This window comes from Salipiger pentaromativorans (assembly GCF_024721115.1).
Lineage (GTDB): Bacteria > Pseudomonadota > Alphaproteobacteria > Rhodobacterales > Rhodobacteraceae > Salipiger > Salipiger pentaromativorans.
Window position 1 is genome coordinate 300170 of record NZ_JAMDHK010000002.1, and the last position, 14245, is coordinate 314414.

Sequence of the window (14245 nt, forward strand, 5' to 3'; positions counted from 1 at the left end):
AAAGCCCCGTAAGAGCAGACCACGCCGCGCCCGAGTCGTGCGGCGCAACGACCGGCAGGAGGCAGGCGCATGGCGGTAGGTGTGTTCGATTCGGGGCTGGGCGGGCTCACGGTGCTGGATGCGGTGAGCAGGAAGCTCCCCGAGGTGCCCTTTGTGTATTTCGCCGACAGCGCCCATGCGCCCTATGGGGTGCGGGATGCGGATGACATCTACAACCTGACCACCGCCGCCGTCGAACGGCTGTGGGAGGCCGGCTGCGATCTGGTGATCCTCGCCTGCAACACCGCCAGCGCCGCCGCGCTGCGCCGGATGCAGGAAAGCTGGATCCCCCGTGACAAGCGCGTGCTGGGGGTCTTCGTGCCGCTGATCGAGGCGCTGACCGAACGGCAATGGGGCGACAACTCGCCCCCGCGCGAGGTGGGGGTGCAGCATGTGGCGCTGTTTGCCACGCCCGCTACCGTGCGCAGCCGCGCCTTCCAGCGCGAGCTGGCGTTCCGCGCCATCGGCGTGGATGTCGAGGCGCAGGCCTGCGGCGGTCTGGTCGATGCCATCGAGGAAGGCGACATGATCCTCGCCGAAGCGCTGGTGCGCAGCCATGTGGACGCGCTCAAGCGCAAGATGCCGGAACCCGAGGCGGCGATCCTCGGTTGCACCCATTACCCGCTGATGCAGGAGGTGTTCCAGGAGGCGCTGGGGGCCGATGTGGCGGTTTATTCGCAGGCCAATCTGGTGGCGGATTCGCTGGCCGATTACCTGGTGCGCCATCCCGACATGCTGGGCCCGGGGACGGAAAGCCGGTTTCTGACCACCGGCGATCCGCGCAGGGTCTCGGGCCATGCCACCCGGTTTCTCAAGCGCGAGATCACCTTCGAGGCGGCCTGACCGGCGGGCAGCCGCGTCAGGGCGCCGCAATGTGATCTGTTTCACTTACATCCGCGCCGGCAAATGCCATATAGTAACGAACGATAAAGCCATGCCGCAGAGTCACGTCAGGAGGAGATGACATGTCGCTCAAGTCGCTGAAAAAGCAGCGCCGCATTCAGGTGGTCGCGCTGGCTGCGGTGGCGCTGGTGGTGTCCACCGCATTGATCGGTTACGCCATGCGCGACGGCATCAACTTTTTCCGCTCGCCGAGCCAGGTGATGGAGGAGCCGCCGCAGCCGACCGAGACCTTCCGCATCGGCGGTCTGGTCGAGGAGGGCTCGCTGATCCGGGGCGACGGGCACGAGATCCGCTTCAACGTCACCGATGGCGGCGCCACGGTGCCGGTGGTCTTTGCCGGGGTGCTGCCGGACCTGTTTTCGGAAAACCAGGGCATGGTGGGCACCGGCCGCTACGAGGACGGGGTGTTCCGCGCCTCCGAGATTCTCGCCAAGCATGACGAGACCTATATGCCGAAAGAGGTCATGGACGCGCTGAAGGAGCAGGGGGTTTATAAGGATCCGAACAGCTAGGCGCGGGTTCGGACCCTCCTGAAGCGATGCGGGGCGCGCCGGTGCGGCGCGCCTTTTTGCGTTTTCCGCCCGCGGTTTACCTCAGCGGCATCTCGAAAAAGCACAGCGCCTCGGCCTCGCCCGGGGCGTAGGTCGCATAGGGGCCGCGTTCGCGGAACCCCATCGCGGCGTAAAGCGCGCGGGCGGCATGCAGCGTCTTCATCGTGTCGAGCAGGGCGCGGCTCTGGCCGCGTGCCCGGGCGCGCGTCAGAAGCTCCTGCACCAGCGCGCGGGCGGCGCCGCGCCCACGCCCCTCCGGCGCCACATAGACCCGCTTGATCTCGCAGCTTCCGTCGGCCAGCGCATGCGACATGGCGCAGCCCACGGGCCTGTCTCCGGCCAGCGCCAGAAGCACCGCGTCATGGCCTTCGGGCAGGCGGGCCAGGGTCTCGGCATAGGCGGCTTCAGGGTAGAAGCTGTCGACCAGCACACGCCCCATCGGGTCGTGTTCGGCAAGGTGCCGGCGGTAGTCCATGCACAGGGCGCGTACCGCCGCGAGCTCTTCTGCCGTATGGGCGTCGCGAATCTCGATCCTGGCCATCCGATCGTCTTTCCCTGTCGTTTCGGCTGCGCCCAAACGGAAAAAAGCAGCCCTTGGGCTGCTTTTCCCGCGCGCCGGGGGCTTGGGAGCCCTCAGGCGTTGGCTTCGCGGATCTTCTCGGCGGCGTCCTTGTTGTAGCTGACGCCGTTCTCCTCGAAGAGCTGGTCCAGCTCGCCCGACAGCGTCATCTCGGTGATGATGTCGCAGCCGCCGACAAATTCGCCCTTCACATAGAGCTGCGGGATGGTCGGCCAGTCGGAATAGTCCTTGATGCCCTGGCGGATCATGTCGTCTGCCAGCACGTTCACATCGAGGAAATCGACCCCCATGTAATTCAGCACCCCGGCAACGCGGCTCGAGAACCCGCATTGCGGCATGGTCTTGGTGCCCTTCATGTAGAGCACCACGTCATTGGCTTTCACCGTGTCTTCAATCGTCGTCTTCGCGTCGGTCATCTCTGTCTCGCTTTCATCGGAAAATCAGTCTCAATCGCCGCCGCCGTCCGAGCTGCCGCCGCCATCCGAGGCGATCCACCAACCCGGATCCCGCCCGTCCGCCGCGCTGCCACGCCGGCGGCGCGGCGCGCGGGGCCAGGAGATCCAGACCGCAAGCCCCAGGATCAGCGCGGCAATGCCGATCCCGGAAAGGAGCTCGGCGGCGGACATCTCACTCCGGCGCCTTGGTGGTCAGCGCCAGCGCGTGCAGGTCGCCGTGGTTGCCGTCCATCTTGCCCTTGAGCGCCGCATAGACGGCGCGTTGCTGCTGGACGCGGTTCTTGCCACGAAAACTCTCGTCGATCACCTCGGCGGCATAGTGATTGCCGTCGCCCGCAAGGTCGGTGATGGTGATCTTTGCATCGGGAAAGGCGGCACGGATGAGCTGCTCGATCTCCGTCGCTTCGATGGCCATGTGGCGAAACTCCGCTGTCTGTATCGTCTCAGACAGATGTAAGCCCGGTGCCGCGCAGGCGCAAGCGCGCCGCGCGGGTCAGCATGCCAGGTCGACCCAGACGGGAACGTGATCGGAGGGTTTGTCGCGGCCGCGAATGTCGCGGTCGATCTGCACATCGGTCATCAGATCGGCGGCCTGCGGCGACAGCAGGACATGGTCGATCCGGATGCCGTTGTTCCGCTGCCAGGCGCCGGCCTGGTAATCCCAGAACGAGTAATGCCCGGGGCCGGGGTGGCGGGTGCGGAACGCCTCGGTGAAGCCGAGGTTCAGGATTCGGCGAAAGGCGTCGCGGGTCTGCGGCAGGTAGAGCGCGTCCTCGGTCCAGCTTTCGGGTTTGGCGGCATCCTCGGCCTGTGGGATCACATTGTAGTCGCCGGCCATGAGAAAGGGCATCTCCTCGGCCAGCAGCGCGCGGGCACGGGCTTCCATGCGGGCCATCCAGGCGAGCTTGTAATCGTATTTCGGCCCCGGTGCCGGGTTGCCGTTGGGCAGGTAGAGCCCGCAGAGCCGCAGCGCATGGCGGTCGCCCACCACCGTCGCCTCGATCCAGCGCGCCTGTTCGTCGGTGTCGTCGCCGGGCAGCCCGCGGGTCACGTCCTCGAGCGGCAGTTTCGACAGGATGGCGACGCCGTTGAAGCCCTTCTGCCCGTGCGTCTCGACCTGATAGCCGCGCTCTTCCAGAAGCTCGCGGGGGAAAGCCTCATCGACCGACTTGATCTCTTGCAGCAGCGCCACGTCGGGCTGCGCCTCGTCGAGCCAGTCGGTCAGGGCGCCGATGCGCGCCTTGATGCCGTTGATGTTGAACGTGGCGATCTTCATGGGCCCCTCCGCTGCGCTGGCCAAGCTATCGCCCAAGCACCGCCCATGGGCAAGCCCGCAGCCCGTTTTGAGGCAGCGATTCGAGGATTTCGCGGCGCGATTCGGCAAAATCGGCAGGCCGCAAAAATTTATCCACAGAAATTATTCTTCTGTGGGTAAGCAGAATTTTGATTGTTTCAGGTCTTCTTAGCGGTGTCTTTGCATGTGGATAACTTATGTATTATTCAACCTATGGCAGAAAGCATATTGTCAGAAACAAGCATCGGCGGAAACCCTGAAGTGGCAAAGACTGCACAATCACACACAGGGGAAGCCCAATGACCGCTCAACTTAAGCACGTAATCTCTGAAGAAATTCTTGATGATCGCGGCGCCGATCTGTTCGGCGGCGACGCGGTGGAAATGTTCACCTCGGGCGCCGCGCCGATGGCACAGGGCGATGCGCTTCTGGGCGATGCGGTCGAGATGTTCACCTCCGGTGCCGCACCGATCTCCAGCGCCACAGCCCTCGGCGACGCCACGGGTCTCTTCACCTCGGGTGCCGCACCCATGAGCACCGCCGCGCTGACCGGCGACGCCGTGGAAATGTTCACCTCGGGCGCCGCACCGGTGACCTCCGATGCCTCGCGCGGCGATGCGGTGGAAATGTTCACCTCGGGTGCCGCTCCGATGACCTCCGACGCCTCGCGCGGCGATGCGGTGGAGATGTTCACCTCCGGTGCCGCTCCGATGACCTCCGATGCCTCGCGCGGCGACGCGGTGGAAATGTTCACCTCGGGTGCCGCTCCGATGACCTCCGACGCCTCGCGTGGCGATGCGGTGGAGATGTTCACCTCGGGCGCAGCCCCCAAAGGCACCCGTGCCGCCGCCGGCGAGGCCACCGGTCTCTTCACCTCGGGCGCCTGATCGTCCGATGACCAAGCTGCGGGCGTCTTGGGGATGAGACGCCCGCCTGCGCAGAGAAGGGAAAGGCCCGCCATGACCAATGTGATCGCGCTCCGCCCCAAGGCCCGTGTCGCGGCGCCCGAAACCGGCGCCGCCGCCTTGCTCTCGAGCTTTGCCGCCTGCCGCCGCCGCGAGGACGATGTCTTCTGGCTCAAGGAAAACGCCGAGCTGCTGAACATTCTCGAATGCACCGGCGCCGAGGTCGCCCCCGAAGCGCTTGCGGTGCTGCGGGGCTTTTACGACACGGTCGAGGACCGGCTGGCCTTCTTCCCGCAATACTATCGTTTCCTGATTTCGATCGCGCTCGATCTGGAAGACCTGGGCATGCCCGGCGACACCGGCGTGCGGCTGACCGAACGCGCGGCGCGCGAGGATTTCGCCGGCGCGGAGCTGTCGGACCTGCAACGCATGGAGGCGCGGCGTCTGCTGGCGCGGCGCGGGCAGGCGGGTCCGGCGGATACAGCGCTCGAGGACCGGCTGCGCGCCTTTTGCGCCCGGTCGCAGACCTTCGCTCTGCCAAACAAGAAAGCCGCCTATGAGCTGACCCATATTGTGTTCTACCTCAGCGAGTACGGGCGCCGCGACCCCGGTCTTGACGAGAAGACGGTAACCAGCCTGCATTTCGCCGGCAACCTGGCATTTCTTGATCAGAATTCGGACCTTCTGGCCGAAATCTGCATCGCGCTGTGCTATGCGGGCGAGACGCCGCCGGCGCTCTGGACCGCCTGGCTCACGCGGGAGACTCACCTGTTCTCGGTGGAACAGGGCGAGGGACTCTCGGTGGCCGACGATTATCACGACTTCCTCGTCTGCAACTGGCACGCGGCGGTGAGCGGCGCCACGCCGTTCCGCAAGCCGCTTGCGGCCGAGCGGATGCGCTTTACCCGGTCGCAACGCAGCGCGGCGCCGCTGCGCGAGCTGTCCGAGGCGCTGTTTGCCGAAGGCGCGGCGCGGCGTCCCGACTGGGCGGCGATGCGGGCGCGGATGGGCGCGCGGCTGTCGGCGCAGACGCTCGACGTGGTCGATACGCTGGCCGGGCAATCGGCCCATTTCGACGCCTTCTTCGAAGGCTTCGCCCGCGCGGGGCGGGGATGAGCGCGGCGCGCAGCGCTCTGGCCGGCGCCGGGCTGGTGGCGGTCTATACCGGCGCCATCGCCGCGGCGGACGGCATCACCAAGCTGATCGCCGGCGGCTATGCCGCGCCGCAGCTCTTTGCGCTGTCTTCGGGGCTGGTGATCCTGCTCTCGCTCGTCGCCGCGCGCAAAAGCGGCGAGGGGCTGCGCACGCGCTGCCGGGGCACGATGGCCTTGCGCAGCCTGCTGACGGTGCTGGCGGCCATCGGGTTTTTCCAGGCCTTCCGGCTGCTGCCCTTCGCCGATGTCTTCATCTTCATCGCGCTGATGCCGCTGATCGCGGCAGCGCTGTCCGGCCCCGCTCTGGGCGAGCCGGTGCGTCCGGCGGTCTGGCTGGCGCTGACGCTTGGCGCCGGCGGGCTGCTCTGCCTGATGCCGGCGGGGCATTTCGCGGTCGATCCCGGCCATCTCTGGGCGCTCTTCGCGGTCTCGACCGGGACCGGCTCGATGGTGGCCGCGCGCTATATCGCGCGGATCGAGCGGGTGCCGCTGGCCCAGGTCTTCTGGCCCAACCTTGCACTCATGCTTTGCATGGGCGTGGCACTGCCCTTTGTCTGGCAGCCCATGGGGCTGGCCGATCTGGGCTGGGTCGCGGGCTATGCGCTGTTCCTCTTCGCCGCGCGCTGGCTTTGTGCCGAGGCGCTGCGGCTGCTGCCCGCCTATGTGGCGACGCCGCTGATGAACCTGCAATTCGTCTGGATGGTCGCCATCGGCTGGTGGGGCTTTGGCGAACTGCCGGGGACGGGCACGATGCTGGGCGTGGCGCTGGTGATCGGCTCGGGCCTGTGGCTGGTCGCCGACGAGGCGCTGCCCGAGCGCCGCGCCGCCCGCGCCTGACCGCGTTTCTCTGACCACGATTCCGGCCCGGGACACCCCGGGTCGGCTCTTGCGCCCTGCGGGGCTTTGCGGTAGCTGCGGCGCCTTCCCCCGGAAAGGAGGCCGCCCATGTCCGCCACGCTCGCTGTCGATTTCGGAACCTCGAACTCCGCTGCCGCGCTGCTGGAGCGCGGAGAGGTGCGGCGCATCCCGCTCGAACCCGGGGCCGAAACCCTGCCCACGGCGGTCTTCTTCCCGGCCGAGGGCGGCGCCATGCGCATCGGCTCCGCCGCCGCCGAGGCGCTGATCGCGGGCGAGGACGGACGTTATATGCGGGCGCTGAAAAGCGTGCTGGGCACGCCGCTCTTTCACGAAAAGCGGCTGATCGCCAAGCGCCGCCGCACCCTGGCCGAGATCGTCACCGCCTTTCTGATCGAGGTGAAGACCCGCGCCGAGGCGCAGACAGGCACGCCGCTGCGCCGGGTGCTGTCGGGCCGCCCGGTGCATTTCCACACCTCCGACACCGAACGCGACGCGGCGGCGATTGCCGATCTGCGCGGCTGCTACGAGGCGGCGGGGTTCGAGGAGGTGGATTTCCTCTTCGAGCCGGAGGCGGCGGCGCGCGCCTGTCAGGAGACCGACCGCCCCGGCGAACTGGGGCTGGTGGTCGATATCGGCGGCGGCACCTCGGATTTCTCGGTCTTCCGGGCCTCCGCGCAGGGCATCGAGATCCTGGCCTCGCACGGCATCCGCCTCGGCGGCACCGATTTCGACCGTTCCGTCTCGCTTGGCCACGCGATGCCGCTGCTGGGGCTGGGCGGGCAGTTGCGCCGCCCGCTGGGCGAAGGGCTGCTGCCGGTGCCGCGGGCGCTGTTCGTCGATCTGGCGACCTGGGCGATGATCCCGTTCCTTTATACCGCCGAAACCCGGCGTTCCGCCCGCGAGATGGAGCGGCTTGCGGTCGAGCCGCAAAAGCTCGGGCGGCTGGCGACGGTGCTCGAGGACGAGCTGGGCCACGAGCTGGCCTTTGCGGTCGAGCGCGGCAAGATCGCCGCCAATGGCGGTGCGGCGGGGGCGGTCATCGACATGGGGGTGATCGAGACGGGGCTGTCCGCGCCGGTGAGCCCCGGCTCGCTGGCCTCGGTGCTGGGCGAAGCGGGCGAGCAGTTGCGCCACGCGATGTTCGAGACGCTGTTCCGTGCCCAGGTGGCGCCGGCGCAGATCGGCGCGGTGGTGCTGGTGGGCGGGTCGAGCCTCATGCATCTGGTGGCGGACGAGGCGCGCGCGGTCTGCCCCGGTGCGCGGCTGCGCCGGTCAGAGGCGTTTACGGCGGTGATCGACGGTCTGGCGCTGGCCACCGCCTGAGCGGCGTCACATCGAGAAGCTGGTGCCGCAGCCGCAGGAGCTGGTGGCGTTCGGGTTCTCGATGGTGAAGCGCGCGCCGATCAGCTCTTCGGAAAAGTCGATGGTGGCATTGGCGAGGAAGGGCAGGGAGATGGAATCCACCACCACCCGTTCGCCGGCGCCTTCCAGCACCAGATCGTCCTCGGCGGGCTCGTCGAGCTTGATCTCGTATTGAAAGCCCGAACAGCCGCCGCCCTCGACGGCCACGCGCAGGGCCTTGCCCTGGGCGCCGGCGCCGATTTCGTTCAGGCGGGCAAAGGCGCGGTCGGTGACTTTCGGAGGCAGGTTCATGGCAATGGGTCCAACGGTTTATCTTGGCTCGCAGCCGTAATATAGGAAGGGCAGGGACAGGCGGCAACCGGGCGCGACGATCCGGCCCGCAGTAGCAAAAGGCATCAGGCGCATGGCGATCTACGCTTGCGATCCGGTACAGGCGCGCCCGCGGCGCGTGATCGAAGAGGAAAGCGCGTTCCGCTCCTGTTTTCAGCGCGATCGCGACCGGATCATTCACTCTTCGGCCTTCCGGCGGCTCAAGCACAAGACCCAGGTCTTCGTGGAGCACGAGGGCGATTTTTTCCGCACCAGGCTCACCCATTCCATCGAGGTGGCGCAGGTGGCGCGCACCATGGCGAATGCGCTGGGGCTCAACACCGATCTGACCGAGGCGGTGGCGCTGGCCCATGATCTTGGGCACACGCCCTTTGGCCATACCGGCGAGGATGCGCTGCACGAGTTGATGGCGCCCTATGGCGGCTTCGATCACAACGCCCAGGCGCTGCGCATCGTCACCTCGCTGGAGCGGCATTACGCGGAATTCGACGGGCTCAACCTGACCTGGGACACGCTCGAAGGCATCGCCAAGCACAACGGCCCGCTCTTGCCTCTGGCTGAGGGCAAGGCGCTGCCGGTGACGCTGGCGGAATACAATGCCGGGCACGATCTGGAGCTGCACACCCATGCCAGCGGCGAGGCGCAGGTGGCGGCGCTGTCGGACGACATCGCCTATAACAACCACGATCTTCAGGACGGGCTGCGCGCCGGGCTTTTCACCGAGGCGGAAATCGCCGAGCTGGGGCTGATCGCCCCGGCCTATGCCGAGGTCGATGCGCTGTATCCCGGGCTCGATCCCTATCGCCGCCGGCACGAGGCGCTGCGGCGGGTCTTTGGTTACATGGTGTCGGATGTGATCGACACCAGCCGCGCGCGGCTGGAGGCGGCGGCGCCCGACTCGGCCGAGGCGATCCGCCATCTCGGCCGCCCGGTCATCGCCTTTTCCGATGGGATGTGGGGGCAGCTCAAGGAGATCCGCAGCTTTCTCTTCCGCCGGATGTACCGGGCGCCCTCGGTCATGGAGATCCGCAGCAAGGTCACGCAGGTGGTGCGCGACCTGTTCCCGATCTACATGGATCGCCCAGAGCATTTGCCGCAGCGCTGGCGCGCCGAGATCGAGGCGGCGCGCGACGAGGCCGAGCTGGCGCGGCTGGTGGCCGATTACATCGCCGGCATGACCGACCGGTTCGCGCTTCAGGCGCATGAACGGCTGATGGGCGTGGACATCCTGCACGATCTGACCTGACGGTGCCGCATCGCGGCGGGTTGATTTGTCTTGCGAAAGATGCAGGAATTCCGGCAGTGGCAAGGGGCTCTATCTCTTTGCCGATGCTGGTGTTTCTGGGGTGAACGGTGCGAAGCCTGTTCGGAGTTTCGGCGTTTTCCGGAAAGGTCGCGGTGCTGTCCGGGGCATGCCACCCGCTGGGCCGCGCGCTGGCGCGGCGGCTGGCCGGGTTCGGCGCGCTGGTGGTGGCGATCGACCGCAGGGCCGAGCCGCTTTACGCGCTGGCGAAAGACGCGCCGCAGCGGATCGAGCCGCTGGCGCTGGATCTGTCGAGCGCCGCCGCGCGCGGCATTCTGGCCGAAGCCTGGGAGCGCGAACCGGTGCATGCGCTCTACGATCTCTCGGCGCTGGCGGGAGAGGCGCCGCTGTCGGTTGCGCTGGAGCGGTCGGCGGGGATTCTGGAGGCGCTGACGCCGGGGCTGCGCGCCGGGCGCGGACGCGCCGTTCTGGCGCTGCCCGGGGCCGGCAAACCGGCGCTGGCGGCGGCTCTGGCAGCGCTGCTGAAGGATCGGGACGCGGCGCTGGCCCCGGCGCGGCTGCACGGTCTGCGCCTGCCCGCCGGAACCGAAGGCTGGACAGAGGCCCGCTGCATGTCATCTGGTGACCTCATGCTGGCCCTCACCCATCCGGTGACGCGCGGCCTCGCCGGAGGGCGCGTGCTGACGGAGCGGGCGGAGACCGGGACGACTGGAAAGGAACGTGATGGCGATGGCTGAGACCGCCGGGCTCGACCCGGTGCTGGGATTTGCGCTGGTGGGCGTGCTGGGGGTGGGCTCGCAATGGCTGGCCTGGCGGCTGCACATGCCCGCCATCGTGCTGATGCTGGTGGCGGGCCTGGCGGTGGGGCCCGGGCTGGGCCTGCTCGACCCGTCGCGCGAATTCGGCGCCATGATGCAGCCGATGCTGGCCATCGCCGTGGCGATCATCCTCTTCGAGGGTGGGCTGACGCTGAACGTCCACTCGCTGAGCGATGCCGCCACCGGGGTCCGGCGTCTGGTGTTCCTGGGCGCGCCGCTGGGCTGGGCGGCGTCGAGCGCGGCGCTGCACTGGGGCGCGGGGCTGTCGTGGGAGGCCTCGGCGGTCTTCGGCGGTATCATGATTGTCACCGGCCCCACGGTGATTGCCCCCTTGCTGCGGCAGGCGCGGCTGAAACGCCGCCCGGCAGCGCTGCTGCAATGGGAGGCGATCGTCAACGATCCGGTGGGGGCGCTGGCGGCGGTGCTGGCTTTCGAGGTGGTCGTGGTGCTGCACACCGCCTCCTCGCTGGGCGCGGCAGCGGGCGAGATGCTGCTGGGGATCGCCGTGGCCGTGGCGCTGGGGATCGCCGCCGGCTGGGGGTTGTCGCGCGCCTTCCGCAACGGGCTGGTGCCGGAATACATGAAGGTGCCGGTGCTGTTCGTGCTGCTGCTGGCGGTGTTCGCGCTGTCCGACGGGCTCTTGCACGAAAGCGGGCTTCTGGCGGTCACCGTCATGGGGCTCTGGATCGCCAATGCCGATCTGCCGAGCTATGTCGAACTGCGCCGCTTCAAGGAACATGCGACGATCCTGCTGGTCTCGGGCGTGTTCATCCTGCTTGCCGCCAATATGGACCGCGCCACGCTGGCCTCGCTCGACTGGCGGGCGCTGGTCTTTGTGCTGGCGGTGGTGTTCCTCGCCCGGCCCCTGCCGGTGCTGGCGGCGCTGGCCTTTTCCAACGTGCCGTGGCGCGAGCGCCTGCTGGTGGCCTTCACCGGCCCGCGCGGCGTGGTGCTGGTGGCGGTGGCCGGCCTGTTCGGCGAGCGGCTGGCGCAGCTCGGCATCCCCGATGGCGACCGGGTGGCGCCGCTGGCCTTTGCGCTGGTGGCGGCGACGGTGGTGCTGCACGGTTTCACGCTCACCCCGCTGGCACGGCTGCTGGGGCAGACCGCCACGGCGACGCCGGGGGTGATGATCGTCGGCGGTTCCCGCTGGGCGGCGGCGCTGGGGCTGGCGCTGAAAAAGCTCGATCTGCCGGTGATCGTGGCCGATCCGAACCACGCGCATCTGCGCCACGCCCGCGAGGCGGGGCTCGAAACCTTCTGGGGCGACGTGCTGTCAGAGGCCGCCGAGCACAATCTCGACTTCGTCACCTATGACAAGGTGATCGCGGCGACGGACAATGACGCCTACAACACGCTGGTGGCGACCGACCTCGCTCCGGAATTCGGACGCGAGCATGTGTTTCAGCTCAAGCGCGTGCGCCAGACCTCGGCCCGCCACGCGCTGCCGGCGACCCTGGGCGGGCGCAAGCTGGGCGCGGACGAGACCTATTTCGAGGCCAATGCGCGGCTGGCGGAGGGCTGGGAATTTCGCGTCACGAAGCTGAGCGCCGAGTTCACGCTGGCGCATTGGCGCGACAAGAACCCCGAGGCGGTGCCGGTGGCGGATCTGGGGCCGGGCGGGACGCTGCGGCTGCTGGAGCCGGAGGCCAAGCCCAAGGAGGCCGAGGGCACGCGGCTGCTGTTTCTGGCGCCGAAGCGCGAGGAACGGAAGGAAGACCGGCGGGACGGGAACGGCAACGATACGATGAAGAGCGGCTGACGGGCGCCGCCGGGGCGGGATCCGGGATCGGTCTTGGCCGACAGTGCCGCCTCGGAGACAGGCCCGACCCCGTGTTGCGCCGGCCCGTGCCCGTCCCCCATTTGACCCTGCGCGCCGAAGTGGTAGAGGAAGCGCCGACCGTATGGAGACCAGACCCATGAACCTCTTCACCGACATCCGCGCGCTTGTGCTACAGGCGATCGAGGCGCTGCAGGCCGAGGGCGCGCTGCCCGACGGGCTCAACACCGCCCCCGTGACGGTGGAGCCGCCCCGAGACCCGCTGCATGGCGACATGGCGACCAACGCCGCCATGGTGCTGGCCAAACCCGCCAGGCAGAAACCCCGCGACATCGCCGAGGCGCTGGCCGCCAGGATCGCCGCAGATCCGCGCGTGACCTCGGCCGAGGTGGCGGGCCCCGGCTTTCTCAACCTGCGTCTGGCGCCCGCGCTCTGGCAGAAACTGCCGCTGACCGTGCTCGCCGAGGGCACCGATTTCGGCCGCTCGCCGATGGGGCAGGGGCAGAAGGTCAATGTCGAATACGTCTCGGCCAACCCCACCGGCCCGCTGCATGTGGGCCATACGCGCGGCGCCGTTTTCGGTGACGCGCTGGCGAGCCTGCTGGATTTCGCGGGCTATGACGTGACGCGGGAATATTACATCAACGACGGCGGCGCGCAGGTCGATGTGCTCGCGCGCTCGGTCTATCTGCGCTATCTCGAAGCGCAGGGGCACGAGGTGGAATTCGCCGACGGCACCTATCCGGGCGATTATCTCATCCCCGTGGGCGAGAAGCTGAAAGAGCAAGTCGGCGACAAGTTCGTCGGCAAGGGCGAGCAATTCTGGCTCGAAGAGATCCGTGCCTTCGCCACCGAGGAGATGATGACGCTGATCCGCGAGGATCTGGCGCAGCTCGGCGTGAAGATGGACCGGTTCTTCTCCGAGAAATCGCTCTACGGCACCGGCAGGATCGAGGCGGCGATCGAGAGCCTCCACGCCAAGGGCCTCATCTATCGCGGCGTTCTGGAGCCGCCCAAGGGCAAGACCCCCGAAGATTGGGAGCCGCGCGAGCAGACGCTGTTCAAATCCACCGAGCATGGCGACGATGTGGACCGGCCGATCAAGAAATCCGATGGGAGCTGGACCTATTTCGCCCCCGACATCGCCTATCATTACGACAAGGTCAGCCGGGGCTACGATCAACTCATCGACGTGTTCGGCGCCGACCACGGCGGGTATGTGAAACGGATGAAGGCGGCGGTCTCGGCGCTCTCCGAAGGCAAGGTGCCGCTCGACATCAAGCTGATCCAGCTTGTGAAGCTCTTCAAGAACGGCGAACCCTTCAAGATGTCCAAGCGCGCGGGCACCTTTGTCACCCTGCGCGATGTGGTGGACGAGGTGGGGCCGGACGTGACCCGCTTCGTCATGCTGATGCGCAAGAACGACGCACCGCTCGATTTCGATTTCGCCAAGGCGGTCGAGCAGTCCAAGGAAAACCCGGTTTTCTACGTGCAATACGCCCATGCCCGCGTCTGCTCGGTGATCCGCAAGGCGACCGAGGCGGGGATCGACGTCTCCGATGCCGCACTGTCGCAGGCGGACCTCTCGGTGCTCGATCACGAGGCCGAGCTGGGGCTGATGAAAAAGCTCGGCGAATGGCCGCGTCTGGTCGAGATCGCCGCCAAGGGGCACGAGCCGCATAAGGTGGCGATCTGGCTCAACGAGCTGGCCTCGGACCTGCATGCGCTCTGGAACAAGGGCCATGACGAGCCGTCGCTGCGCTTTCTGCAGGACGATGCGGCCACCAGCCAGAGCAAAATCGCGCTGGCGCGGGCCGTCGCGGTTGTCATTTCCGCCGGCCTTGGTATCTTGGGCGTGACCCCGGCGGAAGAAATGCGCTGAGCCACGACGCCGCGCCGCCCCGGGGAAGACGGGCAGAGCAAGACACCGGGCGACGGGAAAACCGTCGCGG

General features: G+C 67.7%; 16 protein-coding genes. 10 read left to right on the forward strand and 6 right to left on the reverse strand.

Annotation, left to right across the window (positions count from 1 at the left end):
• Window positions 1–69: 69 nt before the first annotated feature.
• Window positions 70–882, forward strand: a complete 813-nt coding sequence (gene murI / locus M4578_RS04590) for a glutamate racemase (RefSeq protein WP_258092264.1) — start codon at window positions 70–72, stop codon at window positions 880–882.
• Window positions 883–1004: 122 nt separating this feature from the next.
• Complete coding sequence (gene ccmE, locus M4578_RS04595) at window positions 1005–1454, forward strand: cytochrome c maturation protein CcmE (protein ID WP_258092265.1); 450 nt, start codon at window positions 1005–1007, stop codon at window positions 1452–1454.
• A 76-nt stretch (window positions 1455–1530) separates the two neighbouring features.
• On the opposite strand, the gene M4578_RS04600 is transcribed toward ccmE, so the two are convergent.
• The 5 genes from M4578_RS04600 to xth form a co-directional block, all read right to left on the reverse strand.
• The gene (locus M4578_RS04600) at window positions 1531–2034 is read right to left on the reverse strand and encodes a GNAT family N-acetyltransferase (protein ID WP_258092266.1); all 504 of its coding nucleotides are present in this window, start codon (window positions 2032–2034) and stop codon (window positions 1531–1533) included.
• A gap of 92 nt (window positions 2035–2126) precedes the next feature.
• Entirely contained in the window at window positions 2127–2489 is a 363-nt protein-coding gene (gene grxD / locus M4578_RS04605) for a Grx4 family monothiol glutaredoxin (protein WP_258092267.1), read from the reverse strand.
• 30 nt (window positions 2490–2519) lie between these two features.
• On the reverse strand, window positions 2520–2699 hold the full coding sequence (locus M4578_RS04610; protein WP_258092268.1) for a hypothetical protein: 180 nt from the start codon (window positions 2697–2699) through the stop codon (window positions 2520–2522).
• A gap of 1 nt (window position 2700) precedes the next feature.
• The gene (locus M4578_RS04615; RefSeq protein WP_258092269.1) at window positions 2701–2943 is read right to left on the reverse strand and encodes a BolA family transcriptional regulator; all 243 of its coding nucleotides are present in this window, start codon (window positions 2941–2943) and stop codon (window positions 2701–2703) included.
• A 78-nt stretch (window positions 2944–3021) separates the two neighbouring features.
• Window positions 3022–3804, reverse strand: a complete 783-nt coding sequence (gene xth, locus M4578_RS04620; RefSeq protein ID WP_258092270.1) for an exodeoxyribonuclease III — start codon at window positions 3802–3804, stop codon at window positions 3022–3024.
• 317 nt (window positions 3805–4121) lie between these two features.
• Between xth and M4578_RS04625 the strand changes: the two genes are divergently transcribed.
• The 4 genes from M4578_RS04625 (at window position 4122) to M4578_RS04640 (ending at window position 8062) form a co-directional block, all read left to right on the forward strand.
• On the forward strand, window positions 4122–4709 hold the full coding sequence (locus tag M4578_RS04625; RefSeq protein ID WP_258092271.1) for a DUF6749 family protein: 588 nt from the start codon (window positions 4122–4124) through the stop codon (window positions 4707–4709).
• A gap of 72 nt (window positions 4710–4781) precedes the next feature.
• A complete protein-coding gene (locus tag M4578_RS04630; protein ID WP_258092272.1) occupies window positions 4782–5843 on the forward strand; it encodes a DUF6902 family protein in 1062 nt (353 codons plus the stop codon).
• Window positions 5840–6718 carry a DMT family transporter gene (locus M4578_RS04635; protein WP_258092273.1) on the forward strand — a complete coding sequence of 293 codons (879 nt, stop codon included), beginning with the start codon at window positions 5840–5842 and terminating at the stop codon, window positions 6716–6718. Before M4578_RS04630 ends, M4578_RS04635 begins: the two co-directional genes overlap by 4 nt.
• Window positions 6719–6826: 108 nt before the next feature.
• The gene (locus M4578_RS04640) at window positions 6827–8062 is read left to right on the forward strand and encodes an Hsp70 family protein (protein ID WP_258092274.1); all 1236 of its coding nucleotides are present in this window, start codon (window positions 6827–6829) and stop codon (window positions 8060–8062) included.
• Between the two features lie 6 nt (window positions 8063–8068).
• On the opposite strand, the gene M4578_RS04645 is transcribed toward M4578_RS04640, so the two are convergent.
• Window positions 8069–8392, reverse strand: a complete 324-nt coding sequence (locus M4578_RS04645; protein WP_258092275.1) for a HesB/IscA family protein — start codon at window positions 8390–8392, stop codon at window positions 8069–8071.
• A gap of 103 nt (window positions 8393–8495) precedes the next feature.
• On the opposite strand from M4578_RS04645, the gene M4578_RS04650 reads away from it, so the two are divergent.
• From M4578_RS04650 to argS, 4 genes are all read left to right on the forward strand, one after another.
• Window positions 8496–9677 (forward strand): deoxyguanosinetriphosphate triphosphohydrolase, encoded by a 1182-nt coding sequence (locus M4578_RS04650; protein WP_258092540.1) that lies wholly within the window; start codon window positions 8496–8498, stop codon window positions 9675–9677.
• 107 nt (window positions 9678–9784) lie between these two features.
• Window positions 9785–10432: a hypothetical protein gene (locus tag M4578_RS04655; RefSeq protein ID WP_258092276.1), complete on the forward strand. Its 648-nt coding sequence runs from the start codon at window positions 9785–9787 to the stop codon at window positions 10430–10432.
• Window positions 10419–12275: a cation:proton antiporter gene (locus M4578_RS04660; protein ID WP_258092277.1), complete on the forward strand. Its 1857-nt coding sequence runs from the start codon at window positions 10419–10421 to the stop codon at window positions 12273–12275. Before M4578_RS04655 ends, M4578_RS04660 begins: the two co-directional genes overlap by 14 nt.
• A 157-nt stretch (window positions 12276–12432) precedes the next feature.
• The gene (argS, locus tag M4578_RS04665) at window positions 12433–14175 is read left to right on the forward strand and encodes an arginine--tRNA ligase (RefSeq protein WP_258092541.1); all 1743 of its coding nucleotides are present in this window, start codon (window positions 12433–12435) and stop codon (window positions 14173–14175) included.
• Window positions 14176–14245 lie beyond the last annotated feature (70 nt).